We start from the raw sequence: 21957 nt of genomic DNA, 5'->3' as shown, positions 1-21957 counted from the left end.
TAGCTTGTAAACAAGCCTGATAGAATGATGGTAACATTTTAAATTTTTGACTGGTTGCCATAACCACTCTATTTCTTTGGGGGACATTTGGCTAGAGTCTTTATCCTGCCTACCTTTAAACCTCTTTGTCACCCCTTGAGTGAGAATTGATATTTTTCAGTTCTTCTTGAGTTTTTTTCAGTTCTAGATGAATTTTAACTCTGGCTAACAGTTCCCAACTATGAAAGGGTTTAGTTATATAGTCCACAGCCCCAAAATTAAAAGCATTGAGAATATCTTCTTTTTCTTTACTATCTGTTACAAAACTAATCGGTATATGAGCGTACAAATTATCACTTTTTAGTCTTCGGCAAAGTTCTATCCCCCCCTCTCTGGCATCATTAACTCAAGAAGAATTAGGTCAAAATTAGCACTTTTTACTCGTTCTATTGCCTGTTTAACACCATTAGCATAAATAGTGGCATAACCAGCAGAATCAAGAATCTTCACAGCCAATTGGAGATTTTTACTGACATCATCAACCACTAAAACCAGACAGTCTTCAGTCCGAAATTTAATCATGATCAGTAGGTATAATTAATCAAGCTAAGGACAAAATAGAGATACAATTATTAGTGATACAGCATTTCTTATACAGATGAAGTATGATGGGATTGGGCATCGCCCCCAAAGGTTAAGCTTATCCCTAGTTTCTAGAAGTCTGCTTTTTTCGACTAGAATAAAAAAAGCCAGCCAGAATAGCCGCAATTAAAAAAATTTCTCCTCTTAGACTTGACGTGAAAGAGTCCCTCAACCCTACTTCTTTGGATCTCAAAACCATTTTTCCCTTTAAACTCGACGACTTCCAGCAATCGGCGATCGCTGCTCTTGCTGCCGGTAAATCAGTGGTTGTCTGCGCTCCCACGGGTTCCGGCAAAACTTTAATCGGAGAATACGCTATCTATCGCGCTCTCGAAAGGGGCAAACGGGTTTTCTACACCACTCCCCTGAAAGCTCTTTCTAACCAAAAATTCCGGGATTTTCAAGAAAAATTCGGTCGTACCCCCACCGATGGCGATGAGGATTCCCCGCTGCTCTTTGCGGAAGTGGGATTGATTACCGGCGATGTGGTGATCAATCCCTCCGCGTTAATTGTAGTCATGACTACAGAAATTTTTCGCAATATGCTCTATCAAACCCCAATCGGTGAGGTAGGCACTTCCCTAGAAAACGTGGAAACCCTAGTTCTCGATGAATGTCACTATATCAGCGATCGAGGTCGCGGCACCGTTTGGGAAGAATCAATTATCTACTGTCCCCCTAGTATCCAATTAGTAGCCCTCTCCGCCACCATCGGCAACCCCGGGGAACTCACCGACTGGATTAACTGGGTGCGGCAACTGCGTCAACCCAGCGACAATAAACAGACCTCCAGCTGCGATCTAATTAACTCCGATTTTCGCCCCGTCCCCCTGCGCTTTTATTTCGTCAATAAAGAGGGATTATTTCCGCTGCTCGACCCAAAACAGAGCAAAGTTAACCCGAAACTACACTCAAAAGTCGGCCACGGCAAACCCCGACGCTTAAAACGAGAAGATTGTCCCACCATCGCCTCGATTGTCACCACGCTGCGGGACAAGGATATGCTCCCAGCCATTTACGTCATTTTCAGCCGTAAAGGTTGCGATCAGGCGATTAGAGAGCTAAAAAACCTCAATCTCGTTAATCAAGAAGAAGCTAGAGCCATTTACTACCGTTTACTCATTTTCTTCCTGGAAGATAATCCCAATCTGCAAGAACTCGCCCTTTCCTTCTTTGCCGTCGAAAATCCGCATCTACACCAGAAATTACTGGCTTTTTTCGCTAATAACCCCCAGTCTGAAGATCAACTCCTCAGCCTCTTAACCGCCGACCCCGAGACGAAAAACCAACTGTTTGAATTCCTGGCTAGTGCTTCCCAATTGGTGCGGGCCGACCAAGTGGAACCCCTCACCCGGGGCTGTGGTGTTCACCATGCCGGGATTTTACCCCTCTGGAAAGAATTAGTCGAACAACTCTTTGAAGCTGGTTTAATTAAGGTGGTTTTTGCCACCGCTACCCTCTCGGCCGGGATTAATATGCCCGCTCGTACCACCGTTATCTCGGCCCTCTCCAAACGCACCGATGATGGCCACAGTATGCTGACTCCCTCGGAATTTGTCCAGATTGCCGGCCGGGCCGGTCGCCGGGGAATGGACGCGGTGGGCCATGTGGTGACAGTACAAACGCCCTTTGAAGGGGCAAAAGAAGCGGCTTTTCTGGCCACCGCTCAACCGGAACCCCTGCAAAGCTGTTTTGCGCCCAGTTACGGCATGGTCTTAAATCTCCTGCAAAAACACAGTCTAGAGGAGACCAAAGACCTCTTAGAGCGCAGTTTCGCGGAATATCTCGCTCGTTTAAAGTTAAGCCCCGAACGACAACAGATTACCGCCTTAACCACCGAATTAGCTAAGTTGGATATGGAATTAGCCGGGATCGAGCGGGAGCAGGTCTTTAGTTACGAAAAGCTACGGGAAAGACTGCGGGAAGAAGAAAGACTGTATAAAATCCTCGCTAGTCAGGCAGAGGCACAGAAAAGACAGGAAATACATCTAAAATTGCCGAATATTCCCGTCGGAACTATCCTCCATCTCAAGGGCAAACATATTAAGGTTCCCGTCCCCGTCCCCGCTATCTTTGTCAATACCCTGCACGGAGCCGGTCAAGTGCGAACTCTTGTTTGTTTAGGCAGTGATAATCGCTGGTATTTAGCCGCCTATGCCGATATTAGCGAGATCGATCGAGGTTTTCTCGCTCCTGCGGCATTAGGCGAACTGATACCCCCTTCCCTAGAAGCTGTTTCCCTAGGGGGTTGGCGCAAGGGTGAGGAAAATACTCAGGCGATCGCCGATTTAATCCCCCAACAAGTGCAGGGCATCCCACCAGTGGCGGAACTGGCAACACAATCACAAAAAATTGAAATTGTCAATAGTCAAATTGCCGCTCATCCCCTGCAAAAACGCAAAAATCCGGGGCGATTGATGAAATTATACTACGATCGAGAGATTGCTCGCGATAAGTTACACAAGACCCAGATTAAATACCAAAAACAACAATCGCGTAAATCCTACTACTGGGAAGAATTTCTGAATCTAATCGAGATTTTGCGAGAATTCCAAGCTTTAGAGGGTTATTTGCCCACTCCCCTCGGAGAAGCGGCGGCCACTATTCGCGGGGAAAATGAACTCTGGTTAGGATTAGCGATGATGTCCGGAGATTTGGACAGATTGACGCCTAGCCAACTAGCCGCCGCCATCAGCGCTATGATTACGGAACCCCCTCGCCCCGATACTTGGTGCAATTACCCGCCTGTGCCAGAAGTTATCGATATTTTGCGACAAGGAGAGGGAAATTCCCCCGGTTTGCGAGAAGTTCGCCGTTTACTCTATCAAGCTCAATCTCGCTACGATATCACTATTCCTGTCTGGTTAGAAACCCAACTGATGGGGATTGCCTCCCGTTGGGCCCAGGGGACATCCTGGCCAGAATTGTGCGAAAATACCAGTCTCGATGAGGGAGATCTAGTGCGATTATTACGGCGCACCGTCGATGTTCTCTGGCAAATTCCCCAAATTCCCCGGGTTTCCCAAGTCCTTAAAGATAATGCCCGTCTCGCCGTCACAGCCATGAAGCGCTTTCCTTTGTAATATTGACCGCTATTCTAAACAATGGGAGATGGTAGGGAAAGTAACTGTTGGTGGATCTGCTCGATTAGGGCGAGGATTTGCTGATAATTGTGGTGCAATCCCTGATGATAGAGGTGATTTGCTCCTTGATTTAAATCCGCTAAAGCTGATTGATAATAACCCAATTGATGCCGCAGTAATCCCCTTCTAATATAAGCATCGGCATAAAAAGGATCAATGGCAATCGCTCGATTTAAATCGGCGATCGAGCGGTCATATTCACCTAATTGGTGAGCGGTACAAGCTAGATTATAGTAGGCTGAGGCGTTGTTTTTATTTAACCGGAGAGCTTGATTAAAATCCGCTTTAGCTGAGGTAAAATTATGGAGGGCTAAATGAGATAAACCTCGATCATTATAAATAGTGGCTAAAGTGTCGGGTTGCTGGTTAGTAATTTGACGCAAGGATTGATTAAAATCGGCTAGGGCAAGGGGATAATTTTTCATGGCCGCCTGAACTAAACCCCGATTATAGTAGGCTTGATAATAGGTGGGTTTTAGCTGGATAGTCTGGTTATAATCGGTCAGCGCCTGTGAATAATCTCCCAAACGATAAAAAGCTAAACCCCGATGGAAATAGGCTAGATAATTATCAGATTGCTGTTGTAAAGAGCGGGTGCAGTCTTGCCACGCGTGCAGATAATCCTGCAAATAAATCTCAGTTAAACAGCGATTACTGTAGGCTAGGGCTAAGTTATTTTCCCGTTCCAGCGACTGATTGAAATCCTGCAAAGCTTGCTGATAATTACCCGCCTCTAGTTGTTCAATTCCCGATCGCAACCAATAGGATAAATGTACTGATTGATCCGCTTTTCCCGGCCGAGGCAATCCCCCCAGCACAATTGAGCAGAGCAGTGCAACCATAACCAATCCACCGAGGCGAGGAAGAAAATTTTTCAAAACCGTTGACATAGGAGTATCTTTGTGCATATACTCCCAATTCTGAGGAAACTTTCTCGATCGATCAACAGACAGCCTGTCAAACTAAATCCGTTGAATATAGACTACATATTAGGACAGGCAAAAGGCAAGAGGCAAGAGGCAAAAGGCAGCTTTGTTCTCCCCACACCCTACACCCTACACCCCACACCCCACACCCTACACCCCACACCCTACACCCCACACCCTACACCCTACACCCTACACCCCACACCCTACACCCCACACCCCACACCCCACACCCCACACCCCACACCCTACACCCTACACCCCACACCCCAAAGTCTAGGACTGGTCTATGTCTCTAGAGGCGAGGGCTGCGATAAGCTAATAAAGGAAAGATTGTCACCGAGCAATTATGGTGGCGTTACTCGCTAACGCAGTTGACACCCGATAAATGATACAGGAGTTATCTATGGAAACTATTTTTATCCCCCACCTCCTCAAATCTCCTGATCGACAAAGAGTGATCATCATCGATAATTTTATCCCCGGTCTAGAAACCTTGACACCGGTGCGGGGAACCTTGCTGGTTAGACATGGGGGGAATTTTTTGGAAGTATCGGTGAAAGCAGAAACCATCGTCACCTTAACCTGCGATCGCTGTTTACAACAATATAATCATCGTCTGCAATTAAACACTTCCGAATTAATCTGGCTAGACAAAAATAAAGACTACGATAGCTCCTATCCTCTAGAGCGAGAAATAGCCTACGAAGACCTCTCGGAAACCCTCGATCCTAACGGGGATTTTGACCCGCAAATGTGGTTATACGAGCAGTTATGTCTAACTTTGCCCCCCCGTCAACTCTGCGGAGCCAATTGTCAACCACCCGATTTTCTGCTTCCAGAAAATACTGCCATCGATGGTCGTTGGGCCTCCCTAGAATCCTTGAAAAGTCAGTTATCTCAATCGCAAAATTGAGCTTTGATGCTGATTTTTTTCGGGTTTCGATCCCAGAGAAAAGCGATCGAAACCCGATTTTTTACCGGCCCCAAATCTTTTTCAGGACAGTTTCGGGAGTAATATCGGCGACTTTTCCCGTATTAGCTTCAATATATCGATGCAGCTCTCCCCCGCTCGGTAAAACTCTCTTAGACAACGAAGGAACCAGCAGAGAGAGGGTATAGGTTCCCACGGCCACGGCTAACTGTAAAGGGACACTTTCGGTAGATAACAATAAATTAGCACCGGCGATCATAGCCGCCATTTTACCAATATCGGCCGTTCTGGACACTTTTAAGTTATTATCCATGGCTTTGAGGGCTAAAACCCAAGCTTCATCTAGTTCTCCCTGGATCGCGACAATTGGTAAATCCGGTTGTTGATGGCGAATGCCTTGGATAATTTCTAGCCAACTCTCCAGGGGATAAAGCGTTTCCAGTCCTTGGCTGATGCTCAGATCGCTACCGCCGGCGTAGAGGAGAATATAGCCGCTATCCTTGATATTGAGGCGTTGCTGCTCCATTTCGGCCCAATCGATATCATCCCGATTCAAGGTTATTTTTAAAGATGGACAGGGTGCGGCAATCTTTAAACCTTTGACCAGTGCGTGATAATTATCCGCTAGATAGCCTTCCGTTGGCTGGGGTACTTGTTGCGATAAGAACCAGCTGCCATTATTTTCATAGCCTATACGGTTGGGAACACCATTTAACCAGAGTAAAAGGTTGATAGCAGGACGATTGGTGAGACTAATGGCGATTTCGTACTCCCGGTCCCGAATTACTCCCAAAATATTTAAATAATCCGCTAATCCGTACTGATCTCGATAGTCAAATAAAAGCACTTCCCTAACCTGGGGACAGAGACGATAGGCAGCCTTTGCTCTAGGTTCGACCAAAACATCGATGCTGCTTTGGGGGTAAGTTTGCTGGAGGGTTTCTAGAGTGGGAAAAAACAGCAGTTGATTGCTAATTCCTCCCGGTACAAGGGTTAATATTCGCATTTTATCTGGATATACCTGAATCGGTCAGCTTAATTTTAGCAGTGTCCCTCGTTATTCACTAAATCCGGGCAGCGATGTTTTTTCTCAGCAGATTATCTTAACTATTACCCGAAGGATTAGATCCGTACATAGCATTTAAAACCAAAGCGGGGTCAACGTATTGATTGCCGTACATCAGTCCCCAGTGCAGGTGTGGTCCGGTGGTGCGTCCTGTCATTCCCACTCTAGCCATGCGGGCCCCTGCCGGTATATCCTGACCGAGAGTAAGGACGATTCCTCCTGACCTGTCAATCAAAAAAGTACCGCGGCTATCGGATTGAACCGAACCCATGAGATGACAATAAATATGCGTCCATTGACCCGATTGCATCTTAATCATCGTCCCACAGCCTGTATGATCGGATAATTCGACGATTCTGCCAGTCCACCAATTGCGAATATAACTGCCCAAGGGTGCGGCCAGATCTAACCCGGCATGAAATTGTTGACTACCATCGATGGGAGAGAAACGATAACCGAAACCGGAGGTATAGGTTTGAAAGTTTTCCACGGGAAAGGAGGCCCCGGCCCAAGCATTTTGAGCCATGAGGGTGGGATTAGCTTTAACGGGGTGTAAACGGTCAAATCCTAGGGAAATTAACGTGACAAGACAGCTAATCGCTAAAAAACGCAGGAATTTAACAGGCAGATACTTTAGCATGAGACTTACTCCAGACACCACAATTAAATATACCGCTAATTTTACCGGCGGCTTTTAACCGATATTTTAGTTAAGTTTTGAGTTATTATTGACCATTGGTTAGGGGTTGAGAACATTTCCCCTCAGGCTGCCAATTCCCCGACTCCCCCACTTAATTTTTATTTTTTACTGACTCGTACCATGTTAGACCTAAAGCAAATTAGAGAAAATCCAGAGGAAGTACAGAAACGCTTAGATAGTCGGGGAGGTAGTTATGATATTGCCCCTATTCTCCAGTTAAATCAACAACAAAAGGCTTTAGAGTTAGAACGCAGCAGTTTACAGGCCCGGGGTAACGAAATCGGTAAACTGGTGGGACAAAAAGTGAAAAGTGGCAGCGATGCCAACAGTCCCGAAATTTTGGAACTGAAAACAGAAGGAAACGAGATTAAAAGTAAACTAGCTCAATTAGAACCGCAGGAAAAAGAGATTAAAGCGGCCATTGACCAAAAAATCTTAGATTTACCCAATTTACCTAGTGAAACCACTCCCATCGGTAAGGATGAACGGGAAAATGTCGAAGTCAGACGCTGGGGAGAAGAATATAAACCCACCAACCCGAATATTTTGCCTCACTGGGAAATTGGGGAAAAATTGGGCATTTTAGACTTTGAACGGGCAGTAAAAATCGCCCAGAGTCGTTTTGTTAATCTTATCGCCCTCGGGGCAGCCCTAGAAAGAGCTTTAATTAATTTTATGCTCGATCGCCATATTGTCGCCGGTTATACAGAAGTTTTACCGCCAATTCTGATCAATAGTGACTCCCTGCGCGGGACGGGACAACTGCCGAAATTTGCGGAAGAAAGCTTTAAATGTCGAGATGATGAGCTTTGGTTAGCACCAACAGCAGAAGTACCCGTTACTAATCTCTATCGCGATGAAATCCTCTCATCGGAGCAATTACCGATCAAACACTGTGCCTATACTCCCTGTTTTCGTCGGGAAGCGGGCAGCTATGGCAAAGATACGAGGGGCTTGATCCGTTTGCATCAATTTAATAAGGTGGAAATGGTCAAAATCGTCCATCCTGACGCTTCTGCTCAGGAACATGAAAGTTTAGTCGCTAATGCGGAGGCAATCCTGCAAGCTTTACAGTTGCCCTATCGGGTGATTGAATTGTGTAGCGGTGACTTGGGTTTTTCGGCAGCCAAATGTTATGACTTAGAAGTGTGGCTACCTTCGGCTAATACCTATCGGGAAATTTCCAGTTGTTCTAATTTTAGAGACTTCCAAGCACGACGGGCAAATATTCGCTTTAAAGAAAAAGGGCAAAAAGGCACTAATTTTGTCCACACCCTCAACGGTTCGGGATTAGCGATCGGTCGTACTATGGCCGCTGTCCTAGAAAATTATCAACAGGCGGACGGGACGGTAAAAGTTCCGGAAGTGCTGCAACCCTATCTAAAACGGGAAGTTATTTGTTAAATTTTCTAAAAATGCTTGACAAAATGTCTATATAGGGTTTGCTGAATAAATCTAAAAACCTTGTTGGGTAAGACTTTTAGACCTTTTGTCAATCAAAAAGTACCGGATATGGGAGTGATCAGGGGGAAAATTCAGGTACTTTTTCCCTGAAAATTAGGTAGTTGACCACGGCTCGACTGAGCTTCGCCGAACGTCCTGAAAATCGGTAAAACCCTACACCCCACACCCCACACCCCACACCCTGCCCCCAAGAAAAACTTTTTGCCGCAAACCCTATATAGTGAATTTGAAAAAGTTGCTCTTAACCCCACTCTACAATTGCCTGTTTTAAGGCCCCTTCTGGCAAATTGGCCGGATCAAAGGACTCACCCGCTTCTATTCTCTCTAAAGCTTCAAAAAAAGCCCTCACACCACTGGCTGGTCCCGATGGGTGGTCCATAATTCCGGTTCCCGCATTGAGGATAACATTACGTCCGTAATCCCCAAGGACCTGGGGAACAATACCTGGACGAATACCGGCCGAGGGAACTGGAAAAACGTTTCTATCGCGCAAAATATCGCGAATTTTGCCCTCCTCCTGGGGATCGAAGGGTAAACTACCGTAGGCGGCGGGATATAGCACCGCATCGGCTCCTGCGTGGGCCATCATCGTCCCCAAAACCACAGAATAGGCTAATCCCGTATCGCTACCGGCACACATCGCTCCGGCAAAGGCAGGATGGGCGAAAATAGGCACATCGATCGCTGGATCACTGGCTAAAGCTTCTAAAACGGAAAAACCGTAGGTAAGAACGTTTAATAACAGGGCATTAGCGCCATGTTTCACCAATAAACGGGCTTTTCTCTGCAATTCGTCCGCTTTTCCAGTGACATTGACAGCATAGAGAACATTTCTACCGGTTTGCTGCCGCACTTCCTCCAAAACTCGGCGACAACAATCTAGGCGCTCGTGGGTGGGAGCCACGGGAAGATCCGCCATGATTTCATCATCTTTAATCACGTCTAAGCCAGCAAAAGCCACTTCTCGCAGGATATCGGCGTGATCTTGCGCCGATAGTCCTAAAGCGGGTTTAAAAATTGCCATGACTAGAGGTCGATCATAAACCCCCAAACGTTGCCTAATTCCCGTGATTCCCAGCTTGGCTTTCGTGCCGTAGCTTTCGGGGAGATACACCCCCACCACTTTTCCGGCTCCAGCCATGGAATATTTGCCGAAAATCATGGTTAAAAGACTGGCGATGTCATTTTCAACGTTTATCTGGGGAAAACGCACCCTAGCCACCTTATAACCGTCGGCTTCCTCCCTGATTCCCACCACTTCCGCTAGGTGTTGTTGCAGCTGCTCTTGACGATGACTGTGGCGATCGCTCCAAGTGCCGGCGGTTTGACCGATAGCGATCGTTTTTGCCTGTTTTTCGGCATTAATAGCGGGCGGAAAGCGATAATCGACAATTATAGTCATAAAAGGTAAAAAAAGGGAGTGGGAATTATAAATTATAAATTATGAATTATGAATTGGGGAATTGGGGAAGTGGGGAGGTGGGGAGCCTTTTTTCAGTAAACAGCAATGGGTGAACTGATAACTCACATCTGATAACTGATAACTGATAACTGATAATGGCTTCGATCGGTTTTCTCAGCTATTGACAAGGGTTCCCCTAAAAGCCTACAAGTATTTTGGATAGGTATGGCCATTGAGGAACCGACCAAAATATGAAAATAAAGACAAGATTACGGGAATGGGGCAAATTTTTCTTGAAAAGCGGTGCTAGTATTGCCTTGGCACTACTTTTAATCTTAAGTCTGTTCACGGTTAAGGGGACTACTCCTGCTTTAGCTGTGCTTGCTCAGGGTGACGCGGTAACGGATCCCACTGCTATTTTACGCAATGCCTTACCCATAGATAATAAACCAATTCGTCAAGTGCAACAATCGATCGAAGATATTGCCAAACATCTGCGGGCCAAACGTTGGAGTCCGATTAAAAAAGATGTCAAGGATGCCAATTATGCCCTTTCTACCAAAAGCAAGGCTATCTTAGATAGTGTTCCCGAAGCAAGTAAAAGCCAAGGAGAGGAATTAATCGAAAAATTGAAAACGGGAGTGGCAGCCCTGGATACGGCCGTAGAAGCGAAGGATAAAGAGGCAGTTTGGTCAACCAGACGGGAATTGCTCAATAATATCACCGCTTTAGAAGAATTAATGGTGGTGGGTTTTCCCTTTAATGTTCCCCCGGAATACGCTAACTTGCCGCAATTGCGAGGACGTGCCACCGTAGAGATGCAGACCACCAAAGGAGATTTAACCATCGTTGTGGATGGTTACAGCGCTCCGATTAATGGGGGTAACTTTGTGGATTTAGTCCAACGGGGTTTTTATGACGGTTTACCCTTCATTCGCAGCGAAGATAATTTCGTTGTCCAAACCGGGGATCCCGTCGGTGCAGAAGAGGGATTTATTGACCCGAAAACTAAGCAATATCGCTCTATTCCCTTAGAAATTTTGATTAAAGGGGAAGAAGAGCCAGTTTATGGCAATACTCTCGAAGAATTAGGGATTTACTTACCCAGTCTCGCCTTGCCTTTTAACGCTTTCGGTGCCTTAGCCCTAGCCCGTCCGGATACTAATCCTAACGGAGGTTCCTCGCAATTCTTTTTCTTTAAATTCGATAATGAATTAACTCCTCCGGGGTTTAATCTCATGGATGGTCGTTATTCGGTTTTTGGCTATTTAGTCCAGGGAAAAGAGGTGTTAGAAGAACTTACCGATCAGGATAAGATTATCACTGCTAAAGTGGTTTATGGCTTAAATAATCTCGTCCAACCTAGCTAGGTTGGGGGTTTTTAACTGGGTTTTGTTAAGGCACAGAGATTAGTCGCGATAGGGGAAGCAGCTCAGATTCTGAGTACTTCCCCCCATACTCCTAGGGTCGTTTCATTCTCTCATCGGAATAAATATCTGAAAATTTGTCAAAACGTCGTGCTTTGTAGATTGATTGATGAATCAACCTACTATGAATCAACCCTTGATAAAGGGGGGGCCTGACAACTTTTAACACCTACCTACTTTAAGATTATTAATTACGCAATCTATCGCCCTGATTATTATTGCTTTGATAGGGGCAAAAGTTATTTAATTAACATCAGTTTTATCTAAGTTCCCCTTTCCCTTAATCCTCATTCATATCCCCAATCAGCAACGCCTAGGGAGAGTTTGCCGATAGCCAAGGGCTAAGAGATGACAGAGTTGGTGATATAGTAACTAAAGATCACATTTAAATCTAACCTTGCCATAGATGCACAAGTCTCGAATCTGGCAAACCCAAAAATCTCCCGTCTCTAACATCAGTTTTAGCGATGAAATGAGGTAAGAATTTTGACCAAAATACTTAGCGATCGCATTGCCGTTTATCTGCTCATCGGTGGACTCCTGTTTAGAATCATCATCGCCCTGGGGCTTTATCCGGGGTACGATGAGGCCTATTATTACGTTTACAGCCATAATCTGGATTGGAGTTATTTCGATCATCCGCCAATAGTAGCGATTTCCACGGGTTTTGGGACTTGGATCACGGGATTAGTCAATCAATTTACCATTCGCTTCGGGACTCTCCTTTTCTATACTGGCAGCCTCTGCTTGCTATATCTGACAGCTTTAAAATTGTTCAGTCTGCCGGTCGCCAGAATGACTTTAGCGATCGCCACTCTCATCCCCATCTATGGGATTGTCTTCGGGATTCTCTCGCAGCCAGATAGTCCTTTAATCTTTTTTTGGTCATTAACAGTCTATTTAGCTGCCCAAGAATTCTGGCCAATTCGGGAAAAAAACTATCATCCTAGCTATCGTCTCGCTTATATTGGACTTGCCGTAGGATTGGCGGTTTTAAGTAAATATCACGGCTTTATTTTGGGCTTTGGTTTAGTTTTATTTTGTCTGACCACTCCCCGCTATTGGCCTGTATTTAGATCCCCTTGGTTGGGATTAGGATTTATTCTTTTTTTGATAACTTTATTGCCGATTATCTACTGGAATATTAACCATGATTGGATTTCCTTTCGCTTTCATTTAGAAGACCGTTTTTCTGGAGAACCCAAAACCTTTAATATTCTTGGTATTCTCTCGGTTATTGGCATTAGTATCGCCACGATGTTTCCTCCTTTTGGTCTGCCGATGTGGTGGGTGACATTTAAAAGCTTTGCTGAACAAATTCCTAACTTTCTCTCGAAAAAAAGATTTTTTCAGCGAGATGAAGAATCACTAAAAAAATGGTTAATTCTCTCGGTTTCTCTGCCTTTAATCCTGGGAATGCTTTATGTGGGTGCTTCCCATTATCTCGCCCCTAGTTGGATTTTACCCGGGTTCTGGTCCTGCACAATTTTATTAGGAGAAAAGGCCAATACTTGGCAGCAATCTTCTCGAATCTGGGTAAAAAGATGGTTATGGGGATCGGGAATTTTTATCGTTACTGTTTTATCTATAGCAATGCTTCACGTTACTTTTGGCACTTTCCAAAAACCTAGTCAATACGCAATTTTTGGGGGAATTATTGCCCCAGAACAGGACCCTTCTCGGGAAATTGTCGATATCGATCAACTGCGCCAAGGCTTTGCTAATTCGCCCGAATTATTAGCGCTCTTAAAAGATTCTAGCTTCGTTTTTACCCATAATTTTTATGTGACAGCATGGCTAGATATGGCTCTTTATCCCCTAGTTCCTATTCCCGTCACCTGTTTTAACAACGATCAAAGGGGTTATCAAATTTGGTTTAATCCTCAAGAATGGATCGGTAAAAATGGTTTATTAATTACTACAAATAGTTCTCTGGAAAGACCAGAAATAATCGATCGCTACCGTCCCTATTTCCAAGATATAACTAAAGTAGCTGTCATTCCGATCAAGCGCGGTGGTGTCGCCATCGAACAATTTCATGTTTACCAAGCTAAAGGACTAATTAAAACTTATCCTTAAAATGGATCAATTAGTTCATCAATACTCCTGATTTCTATCTTCTGAATTGTGTAAACTTTTTAACTTTTTACTTTTTACTTTTTACTTGGTAAATATGTCCATTCATCGAGTGCGTATTGCTAGAGATAAAGGGGAATTTGTCCAGTCCTTAGTTAATTTTAATCAGGGAATTGGTCCTTTTCAGACCTATGCTGATGTCATCGCTTTTGCGGCGGCTTTAGGGGTAAGATATCAAGAGAGGCTGGCGATAGAAAATGTAGCGAAGGAACCCTCACCTATTAACCTAGAAATTTTTATTTCTCGTGGCTACGATACCCTAATCAAATTATTGGCAGTCAATGAATTGCAAGACACAAAAATTCTTTCTCCCCACGGGGTAGATTCGGAAGCTTTGCGAGTGACAATTTTCGAGGAATATGCCAACGCTGGTTTAGCAAGATTAGAACGAGAATTGCGCGGTGCGGTGGATTATACTGAAAGATTATTGTTAATTATCAGTCAGGAACGTTTTCGAGAAATTACTGCCACAACGGAATTCGATTTAGGCAGATTTTTGTAGTAGAAATCTTAGTTAAGTACCTAAGTAAAATTAATTACACATCTCGCTAACTCTCCTGACTCCTGACTCCTAACCCCACCAATAAACTTTTTCAGCAGACCCTACTTAGGGTTTGCTGAATAAATCTAAAAACCTTGTTGGGTAAGACTTTTAGACTTTTTGTCAATCAAAAAGTACCGGGCATGGGAGTGATCAGGGGGAAAATTCCTGGACTTTTTCCCTGAAAATTAGGTAATTGGCCCCCTCAAAACCGGTAAAACCCCACACCCGTTCGTCTGAGCTCACGGCCGAAGCCCACACCCCACACCCCACACCCTGCCCCCAGGAAAAACTTTTTCAGCAGACCCTACTTATTACTGTAGTTTGGTATGGGCTTTTTTCTCATAGGTGCGTTCAAATTTTGTGCGGGTATAATTGGCGGCGATCGCTATTGCTAAAGCCAAAATTGCGAAAATAAGGGCAGTAATTTGATAGATAGACTGATTTGGGGATAAAATTGCCAGTAAAGCTAATAATATCCCCATTAAAATTGCGATTTGTTTAGTTTTTACCATGTTTTCATGGGCAGCGCTACAGGTGCGACAGTGGACAGTGTGACGAGAATAGCGATCGAGGGGTAAAGGATCGGATAAATCGATCGCCGTTGTCCGCTGGCTGGTGTAGCCTTGATAGTAGGGGAAAGAGTCCCCATAGCGATCGAACCATTGACGTAACTCAATCACCAAGGCATCGGAACTTTTTAAGGGCAAGTATAATTTTTGTAAACTATCTCTTGACTTTTCCACCATTTGCTGCTGACTTTGAATTAAAGGTAGATCATCTTCGAGGATGCGACTTTGACGCAGATGTTCCAACCAGCGCCAACGGTATTGACGGGAGTTAACGGCAAAATTTTGGTAACGTCGCACCAGTAAGCGAGAACGACCTTGACCCAGAGAAATCCCGTATAAAGCCAATCCAGCACACCAATGGGGATTAGGCAGAGAAAAACGATAATGAACGAGATTAGGGGCTATAAAATCCAGATATTTCCAGCTTTCTTGCGGATTGCGGCTATTGCGCCACTGACTGCGAATTCCTCGCGCCGAGATTTCGAGGATTTGGAAGGCTAACGGTTGAGCATTTTCCCGTTTTGCCCCGAATTCGCTGCGATCATGGCTAATATTAACATGGGCGGGATCGAGGAGATTTTCGAGTAAATAGCCCTGTTCATAGGGAAAATCGATGACATAATCGGTATGGACACAATTGGGGTCTTCTAGGTCTTTGATGATAGGAATATCGCTTTCTTTCGCTGTTTCCTCTTCTCCTAACCAAACCCAGAGGACTCCCTGACGTTCCATCACCCTATAGGATTTAACCTTGGCATTGCGGGGAATCGGGGTATTAACTGGCAGTTGGGGAATATGGGAACATTTTCCATCCGTCTCGAACTGCCAACCATGGTACAAACATTCTAAACGCCCAGCGATCATCTGTCCTGTGGAGAGTTTAGCCAAGCGATGGGGACAGCGATCGAGCAAACAGCCCCATTTTCCCTGCTGATCGCGAAATATTAGCAATGGTTGCCCATAAAGAGAGAAAGAGTAGGGATTTTTTTGCCAATCCTGCACGAATAACACAGGATACCAACAATTTTGGTAGTGAAAATAGTCATCCCTAGGCAGGGGTTGAGATTGATCAGTGCTTGTCATGGGGATGAGAGAGAAAAAATATTGATCATGATCATAATATCGGTGCGGCCAATTGATCTCTGTCTTCCTACTATCTTTTAATCAATCCGAAAGGGACTAGGAGAGGGTCGAAATTCCCGATAGGCGTTAATTGTAGCCAGAAAGTCGATTGTAAAGTCTTTTATTGATTTCGTATAGTAGCCAAATAATTAAAAAACAGACAGAGATGAATATCAAAGGTTTTTTAGTCAGTAAATTCTGCAAACTCCAGAATAGTTGCTGCGGTTGAGTGATTAGATACCAACTATTCAGCCGGAGAAAACGCCCCAGATAGATACCGATCGCACTTAAAAAATGGAGGGTTATTTCTAGGGGGAAAACTGCTGAATTTAGCTGACTTTGCTGACAATAACTTTTTAAATTAAGTAAGGAGAGAACGTATAACTGAAAGCCAAGAAAAATAAAGATACTATACTGGGGAATTAAAACTAAAAAAAATAAACTTTTGGCGTAATCCTGCTGAACATAAAAGATTAAATGAATGCTATCGGTGAGAATATAGGGAGCATTGGGTAAAAAAAGCACAAAAACTAAGAGAATTAACCACCAAAGTAGGGAACGATCGAGGGTGATCCGAAATAGCCAAAAACTGAGGATAAAGGGGATAAAAGCCAGAAAAGAATTCCAGATAATCCTCCCGGTACTGAGGTTAAATAATTGCCAAGCATTATGCCACCAATCCCTAGTTAAAATCATCGTTAAATCTGCCCAAATCATCTCTTAAATATCAGTATCCTCTAGGGTTGATAAATATCCTAACCAATTTTTTAAAGATTCCGGGAAAGGGATTCTTTGTCTATCGGTGGGAGCGATGCACACATGGCGAGTTTTCGCTTTTCCGACCATGATTTCAGCCAAATAAATTTTATAATGCAATTCAAACTCGTTTTCGCTTAGGGATCGGACAGTGAAATTAATCTGTATTTGATCGCCACAAAAAAGAGGACGAAAAAACTGGATTTCCGCTTGAGTAATCGGTAGGGCAACCGGAGAATCTTTCAAAAAATCCTTGATATTGACGCCAAATTGTGCTAAAGAAAACTCGTAGGCTTCATGACAGATCGAGAGAAGATGAGCAAAGTAAACCACACCGGCCGCATCGGTATCGGCCAGATAAATTAGGCGCTCGTAGGGCATAAAAAGCTTATTGTCTTTCCAGAAAGGTTAAACTATCTTGTAGTTGTCTTAACTCGTCCCGATGGGCTTTGACAGTTAATTCCGTTTGCTGAGATTTGCTTTCTACTTTAAAAGCCACTTCTTCTAAACGGCCGACTTTTTGCCAATAGAAAACACCCGCGAGGGGAGATAAACCCACAAGAGCAAAAATATAGGGATTAGTATCAGGAAATAACACCGATAACACCAGTGAGAAGCAAAATAAACCCAAGGCCGCCAAAATTGTCAAAAATATCGCTAGAAAGGGGCTAGGCGGCACAAAACCCTGTAATCTGACAATATTTTGTTCGGGTTCGATCGCCTTGACTTGATAGGAACGTCGGTCAAAATAGTCTCGCAGTTGTTCTAATAGTTGGTCGTCACTGGTACTGGTAAGATAGACACGCTGTTCGATACGCTCTTTGACGGAACCGCGAATAAAAAAGAATAATCCCACCATGAGCAGGAGAGTCAGAAAAAAAGTTGAGGAAAGAACGGGGGTATCCATGGCGGCAGTTAGGAGCGAAAAAACTTACAATTAATCCTAATTATCCTAACCTATCTTCTCCCCCGATTTAGAAGATAGACCCTAGGAGCAAAACCTCGATCGAGAATCAGAAAAATTTAACCCCAAGGCAGATTCATGGGCAACAATCTATTAACAGGATTAATCGAACCCTTACAGTATAGTTTCATGCAGAGATCCCTAATTGAAGCTATCATCGTCGGGATCATCTGTGCGGTGGTGGGAACCTACCTGATGGTACAACGTTTGGCCCTCTTGGGCGATGCCATCAGTCACTCGGTCCTACCCGGATTAGCGATCGCTTTTATTGGTAATTTTAATCTTCTTTTGGGTGCTTTACTAGCCTCAATGGTCAGTACCCTACTGATTAACTTAATCCGTAATCGTTCCCCAATCAAAGAAGATGCGGCCATGGGTATTGTTTTCTCGGCTTTTTTTGCCCTTGGCATCACCCTGATCACTCTCATCCAAAAAAACAACAAAATTGACCTTAATCACTTTCTCTTCGGCAATATTCTCGGTGTTACTGCTGCTGACATTCGCGATACCCTAATTATTGCCGTTATCGTTTTATTAACCGTTTTGCTCCTGTATAAAGAACTATTATTCTACACTTTCGACAAAATCGGGGCGCAAGCGGCGGGTTTACCGGTAAATTTATTAGATTTAGGCTTAATGCTCCTGATCGGCCTGACAATCGTTGCTAGTCTCCAAGCGGTGGGAGTAATCCTCGTTTTGTCCCTTTTGATTACCCCCGCAGCCACTGCTTATCTTTTAGTTACCCGTCTTCATCAAGTCATGGGTGTGGGTGTGGGTGTGGGTATTATTTCTAGTATCAGTGGGATGTATTTAAGTTATTACTGGAATTTACCCTCTGGACCGGCGATCGTGCTTGTCGCTTTTACCCTATTTATGTTGGCCTTTTTATTCAGTCCCCGTCAAGGAATTTTCACTCATCCCGCTAGTCTAGGTGGTCAACTTTCTATCTGGGTAGAGATAAAAAATTTGTTGAGAAGACGTTAGTTTGCAGGAGAAGGTGGGAGTGACCAAAAAAAGCCGACGGCCGAGATAACTGCGATAATTTGCCAGATTTTTCGAGGCTCTTACCCTGATATTGTGTTAATTTTATCGTTTCATATTGTACTTAAGCGACATACCAGACCACAGCATTAGGTTAATTCTTCCCCACAAGAATCTGATATTGGAAAATAGCCATTTGACCTCTTGTATTGGGTAGCTCTTGGATTCATTAGCCTGTACAGCTAGTCTCCGCTAATTTCTACCAATGTCTCACCAGCAGCTAAAAGTTCTAAAGCCCTGGGTAAAGTCTCACTCAAGATTTCACGCAACCGGGCATTAGAGGTATTGCCACAAGTCAGCCAAATAATTTGTGGGGGCGAACCAAGTCGCTCAACTAAATCTACAAAATCGCTGTCTTTGGTCATTAGGATAGCTCTTCGAGCTTTTGCAACCTGAAAGATTTCAGTATCTTCAGCATCTCTCAGTCCAAGATCACGCAAAGCCACAGCTTCAATCTCAAGTGTAGTGCTAATCCAGGTTGCAATTGCAGGAGACAAATGTGCGTCAACCCAAATTGTCATGCCAGTAAAACCGGGTGATTAAGCTTCCGCGAGGCATATAAAAGCGCTGCTTTCAAATCATCTGCCTCAAGATCAGGCATTTCATCTAGAATTTCTCTCGCGCTTAAACCTGCCGCAAATAGATCTAACACATCTGATACCCGGATTCTCATTCCTCGAATACAGGCACGACCACCGCACTGCCGAGGATTAACTGTAATTCTTGAAAGCAATTCCGCCATTACAAGGTAGCTCTTACGATCTTTACCTTTATTGTGAACTAGAGTGCTAAAAGTTTCAACAAAATAGGGTAGGCATAGCCCACCCTGTCAATTATGAAAAATTTTGACATCCTCACCGCCGGGGCCGAACGATGATTCCTCACCACCTTTTTGGATATGATCAATTTATTCTCGCACCTCTAGAAGTTTAAGCCATGTCACTCGCTGAGTTAATTCCTCTGGTCAACAATCTGAGTCAGTCAGACAAATTATCACTCTTTAAACTCCTGGCCACACAAATCCCAGACGCTGAACTACAATTCATCTTCTCCGCATCAGAGTACCCAATTTGGTCGCCCTAGGACGCAACGGCAGCTGCAAACATTCTGATGCAGATGATTCAGGATGACCAAGGGGCATCTGCTCATGCCTAGTAAAGTTGAGTTTCCCTTTTCTGAGGATAACGCATTACCGACCAGAACCTTGATCCCAAGCGGCGATCGCTCTGATAACATGAGCTACTTTATCATTCTGCCTCAAAATTGTTTTTTTATTGGTCGGCAATAATTGTCTTCTTTTTTTGATTTTGTAAGGTAAGTTTGGAACAATCATATTTAAAAAGGCAGAAAATCTTCATCAAGAATTTGCTCCAGCGATAGTCCCCACTCTCAGGCTCAATGACAATAAACCAGTCATAATATTCCCCTGCTAATTGTGGATAAACGCGGTCAAAAATCTCTCGACAACGCCGAGCTAAAGCTTTATCCTCAGCCTCAATTTTCGCTATTTCTTCAGCAGAAAGGCGATGTTGATGAGGAAAAATCGAACTTCCCAGAGGAACTTTTCGAGAGGTTATTTGGCTCATTTTGGCTAATTTTTGCCCAGTGGTGACAAATTTAACTAGAGACAGAGAGAAGAAAAGAGCCTGTTGTGTTTCGGAAATGACTATCGTTCAGGAGAAGTCATTCTTTGATTATTCTAACGATTTCTGCATCTAGTCGGAGCCGTTTTTTTCAGGACAATCGCCACTCTCCACCCAGCCCAATATTGGGAGTAATAAGCTAAATCCCGTCATATAATTGGAAAGGAGAATGGCAACATTAGAGGCTGAGGCGAGGGGAAACAGATGAAGGGCGATCCGGCTGTATTGAAGAAAGTGTCTGTCAGTCTTCCTTTTGGTATTGGTTCAGCCGAATGGGAGGCAGATCCGACTGAGAGAAGGGCTGCATGGTCACTTTATGTGGAATTGGTGACGCGCATTGCTGTAGAGCCATTAGAGGGGGAAGAAGGGCTGCTGCGTGAGGCTTTGAACTCGCTGTATAGTTTATTTGGGACAACCCGCGAGATTCTCAAGGAAGCTGGTCCCGATGTGGGGGCTTCTCGCAATTCAGTGGGCGGTATTGCGATCGCTGTCCTGAATCGGGGGTTGCGCCGTTTTCTAGCCAAGTGGCATCGTCGCTTACAGGTTTGGGAAGCGAAGCGCCCTGCTGATGTCAGTCCCAAGGAATACGAGCAGCAATGGACAGAAGAACCTGAATTGCGAAGGGAGTTAGAGGCTCTCAGGCAGGATTTAAGTCGGTATGCACTGGCTCTAGCAGAGATTGCTGGGGTTGAAAATTAGATTAGGAGTTTCTGGGAATGTCTATTTTTATTAGCTACAGTCGTCAAGACCAAGCCTATGTAAATAAGCTGCTAGAGGCTCTTACAAAGCACGAATTGCCCTGGTGGTTAGATAACAAAATTGACTACGGGGATCAATGGCCAAGAGTGATTGAAGAAAACCTCAGAAAAAGTCAGGTTTTTATGCTGGTGATGTCTCCTCGCTCTAAAAACTCTCATTGGGTAAACTGCGAACTGGCTCTTGCTTTAGAGTTAAAAAAGCCCATTTTCCCCCTTTTGTTAGAGGGTAGCCGTTGGCTAGAAGTTGGAATAATTCAGACAGTTGATATACAGGGGGGAAAACTGCCGCCTGCTAGTTTTTTTGATAGAGTTCGATCTGAATTAAATAATAAAGTTCGATCCAAATTAAATCATAAAACCGTACAACTGACCGCCGAAGAGTGGTTTAACAGTGCCTATAACAAAGGTGAATCAGGAGACTACCAAGGGGCGATCGCTGACTACAATCAAGCCATTAAAATCAAACCCGACGATGCTGATGCCTACATCAATCGCGGGAATGCCAAGTCTAACTTAGGAGACAAGCAAGGTGCGATCGCAGACTACAATCAAGCCATTAATATCAAACCCGACTATGCTCTTGCCTACTTGAATCGCGGGGTTGCCAAGTCTGACTTAGGAGACAACCAAGGTGCGATCGCAGACTACAATCAAGCCATTAATATCAAACCCGACTATGCTCTTGCCTACTTGAATCGCGGGGTTGCCAAGTCTGACTTAGGAGACAACCAAGGTGCGATC

21 protein-coding genes and 2 pseudogenes are annotated in these 21957 nt (G+C 44.4%); 10 read left to right on the top strand and 13 right to left on the bottom strand.

What is annotated here, in order from left to right:
* Window positions 1-142: 142 nt before the first annotated feature.
* Window positions 143-561, bottom strand: a pseudogene (locus tag IM485_RS20655) (response regulator); the annotation flags it as partial.
* A 215-nt stretch (window positions 562-776) separates the two neighbouring features.
* Between IM485_RS20655 and IM485_RS20650 the strand changes: the two are divergent.
* A complete protein-coding gene (locus IM485_RS20650) occupies window positions 777-3704 on the top strand; it encodes a DEAD/DEAH box helicase (RefSeq protein ID WP_287745310.1) in 2928 nt (975 codons plus the stop codon).
* 14 nt (window positions 3705-3718) lie between these two features.
* Here IM485_RS20650 and IM485_RS20645 read toward each other — a convergent pair whose 3' ends face one another.
* Window positions 3719-4672, bottom strand: a complete 954-nt coding sequence (locus IM485_RS20645) for a tetratricopeptide repeat protein (protein WP_287745306.1) — start codon at window positions 4670-4672, stop codon at window positions 3719-3721.
* Window positions 4673-4735: 63 nt separating this feature from the next.
* Here IM485_RS20645 and IM485_RS20640 point away from each other — a divergent pair, with 63 nt between their 5' ends.
* Both IM485_RS20640 and IM485_RS20635 read left to right on the top strand, forming a co-directional pair.
* A complete protein-coding gene (locus tag IM485_RS20640; RefSeq protein WP_287745304.1) occupies window positions 4736-5059 on the top strand; it encodes a hypothetical protein in 324 nt (107 codons plus the stop codon).
* A gap of 37 nt (window positions 5060-5096) precedes the next feature.
* Window positions 5097-5606: a YceD family protein gene (locus tag IM485_RS20635; RefSeq protein WP_046660713.1), complete on the top strand. Its 510-nt coding sequence runs from the start codon at window positions 5097-5099 to the stop codon at window positions 5604-5606.
* A 61-nt stretch (window positions 5607-5667) separates the two neighbouring features.
* On the opposite strand, the gene IM485_RS20630 is transcribed toward IM485_RS20635, so the two are convergent.
* Both IM485_RS20630 and IM485_RS20625 read right to left on the bottom strand, forming a co-directional pair.
* Window positions 5668-6630, bottom strand: a complete 963-nt coding sequence (locus IM485_RS20630; protein ID WP_287745301.1) for a glycosyltransferase family 9 protein — start codon at window positions 6628-6630, stop codon at window positions 5668-5670.
* Between the two features lie 97 nt (window positions 6631-6727).
* Window positions 6728-7330, bottom strand: coding sequence for a M23 family metallopeptidase (locus IM485_RS20625; RefSeq protein WP_287745299.1), 603 nt, complete (start codon window positions 7328-7330; stop codon window positions 6728-6730).
* A 180-nt stretch (window positions 7331-7510) separates the two neighbouring features.
* Between IM485_RS20625 and serS the strand changes: the two genes are divergently transcribed.
* Window positions 7511-8794: a serine--tRNA ligase gene (gene serS, locus IM485_RS20620; protein ID WP_287745297.1), complete on the top strand. Its 1284-nt coding sequence runs from the start codon at window positions 7511-7513 to the stop codon at window positions 8792-8794.
* A 51-nt stretch (window positions 8795-8845) separates the two neighbouring features.
* Here serS and IM485_RS23105 read toward each other — a convergent pair.
* Window positions 8846-9032, bottom strand: a pseudogene (locus IM485_RS23105) (hypothetical protein).
* Between the two features lie 63 nt (window positions 9033-9095).
* Window positions 9096-10256, bottom strand: coding sequence for a 2,3-diketo-5-methylthiopentyl-1-phosphate enolase (locus IM485_RS20615; RefSeq protein ID WP_287745295.1), 1161 nt, complete (start codon window positions 10254-10256; stop codon window positions 9096-9098).
* 251 nt (window positions 10257-10507) lie between these two features.
* Between IM485_RS20615 and IM485_RS20610 the strand changes: the two genes are divergently transcribed.
* The 3 genes from IM485_RS20610 to IM485_RS20600 all read left to right on the top strand — a co-directional run bounded on the left by IM485_RS20610 (window position 10508) and on the right by IM485_RS20600 (window position 14321).
* Window positions 10508-11626 (top strand): peptidylprolyl isomerase, encoded by a 1119-nt coding sequence (locus tag IM485_RS20610; protein WP_104397772.1) that lies wholly within the window; start codon window positions 10508-10510, stop codon window positions 11624-11626.
* A gap of 543 nt (window positions 11627-12169) precedes the next feature.
* Entirely contained in the window at window positions 12170-13762 is a 1593-nt protein-coding gene (locus tag IM485_RS20605) for an ArnT family glycosyltransferase (protein WP_002755571.1), read from the top strand.
* A 94-nt stretch (window positions 13763-13856) separates the two neighbouring features.
* The gene (locus IM485_RS20600; protein ID WP_002755569.1) at window positions 13857-14321 is read left to right on the top strand and encodes a DNA phosphorothioation-associated protein 4; all 465 of its coding nucleotides are present in this window, start codon (window positions 13857-13859) and stop codon (window positions 14319-14321) included.
* A 353-nt stretch (window positions 14322-14674) separates the two neighbouring features.
* On the opposite strand, the gene IM485_RS20595 is transcribed toward IM485_RS20600, so the two are convergent.
* The 4 genes from IM485_RS20595 to IM485_RS20580 all read right to left on the bottom strand — a co-directional run bounded on the left by IM485_RS20595 (window position 14675) and on the right by IM485_RS20580 (window position 17717).
* Entirely contained in the window at window positions 14675-16015 is a 1341-nt protein-coding gene (locus tag IM485_RS20595) for an aromatic ring-hydroxylating dioxygenase subunit alpha (RefSeq protein ID WP_287745292.1), read from the bottom strand.
* A gap of 126 nt (window positions 16016-16141) precedes the next feature.
* Window positions 16142-16771, bottom strand: coding sequence for a DUF1361 domain-containing protein (locus tag IM485_RS20590; protein ID WP_287745290.1), 630 nt, complete (start codon window positions 16769-16771; stop codon window positions 16142-16144).
* A 3-nt stretch (window positions 16772-16774) separates the two neighbouring features.
* The gene (locus tag IM485_RS20585) at window positions 16775-17191 is read right to left on the bottom strand and encodes an acyl-CoA thioesterase (protein WP_287745288.1); all 417 of its coding nucleotides are present in this window, start codon (window positions 17189-17191) and stop codon (window positions 16775-16777) included.
* A 7-nt stretch (window positions 17192-17198) separates the two neighbouring features.
* Window positions 17199-17717 (bottom strand): cofactor assembly of complex C subunit B, encoded by a 519-nt coding sequence (locus IM485_RS20580; RefSeq protein WP_002734244.1) that lies wholly within the window; start codon window positions 17715-17717, stop codon window positions 17199-17201.
* Between the two features lie 135 nt (window positions 17718-17852).
* On the opposite strand from IM485_RS20580, the gene IM485_RS20575 reads away from it, so the two are divergent.
* Window positions 17853-18758, top strand: a complete 906-nt coding sequence (locus tag IM485_RS20575) for a metal ABC transporter permease (RefSeq protein ID WP_024969942.1) — start codon at window positions 17853-17855, stop codon at window positions 18756-18758.
* 239 nt (window positions 18759-18997) lie between these two features.
* Here the strand turns inward: IM485_RS20575 and IM485_RS20570 are convergent, their stop codons facing one another.
* The 3 genes from IM485_RS20570 to IM485_RS20560 all read right to left on the bottom strand — a co-directional run bounded on the left by IM485_RS20570 (window position 18998) and on the right by IM485_RS20560 (window position 20401).
* Complete coding sequence (locus tag IM485_RS20570; protein ID WP_069474525.1) at window positions 18998-19336, bottom strand: DUF5615 family PIN-like protein; 339 nt, start codon at window positions 19334-19336, stop codon at window positions 18998-19000.
* Window positions 19333-19557, bottom strand: coding sequence for a DUF433 domain-containing protein (locus tag IM485_RS20565; RefSeq protein WP_002740734.1), 225 nt, complete (start codon window positions 19555-19557; stop codon window positions 19333-19335). The genes IM485_RS20570 and IM485_RS20565 overlap by 4 nt, the downstream gene beginning before the upstream one ends.
* Before the next feature lie 529 nt (window positions 19558-20086).
* Window positions 20087-20401, bottom strand: a complete 315-nt coding sequence (locus IM485_RS20560; RefSeq protein WP_104397767.1) for a hypothetical protein — start codon at window positions 20399-20401, stop codon at window positions 20087-20089.
* A 261-nt stretch (window positions 20402-20662) separates the two neighbouring features.
* Between IM485_RS20560 and IM485_RS20555 the strand changes: the two genes are divergently transcribed.
* Both IM485_RS20555 and IM485_RS20550 read left to right on the top strand, forming a co-directional pair.
* The gene (locus IM485_RS20555; RefSeq protein WP_287745285.1) at window positions 20663-21157 is read left to right on the top strand and encodes a hypothetical protein; all 495 of its coding nucleotides are present in this window, start codon (window positions 20663-20665) and stop codon (window positions 21155-21157) included.
* Window positions 21158-21174: 17 nt separating this feature from the next.
* Window positions 21175-21957, top strand: a 783-nt coding sequence (locus IM485_RS20550) for a toll/interleukin-1 receptor domain-containing protein (protein ID WP_287745283.1), incomplete at its 3' end; no start/stop codon positions are given.

Origin of the sequence: Microcystis sp. M169S2 (genome assembly GCF_020245865.1) — a bacterium.
Classification (GTDB): Bacteria; Cyanobacteriota; Cyanobacteriia; order Cyanobacteriales; family Microcystaceae; genus Microcystis; species Microcystis ichthyoblabe_A.
Note: the sequence above shows the minus strand (reverse complement) of the source record. Positions and strands in the feature narration are given on the sequence as shown.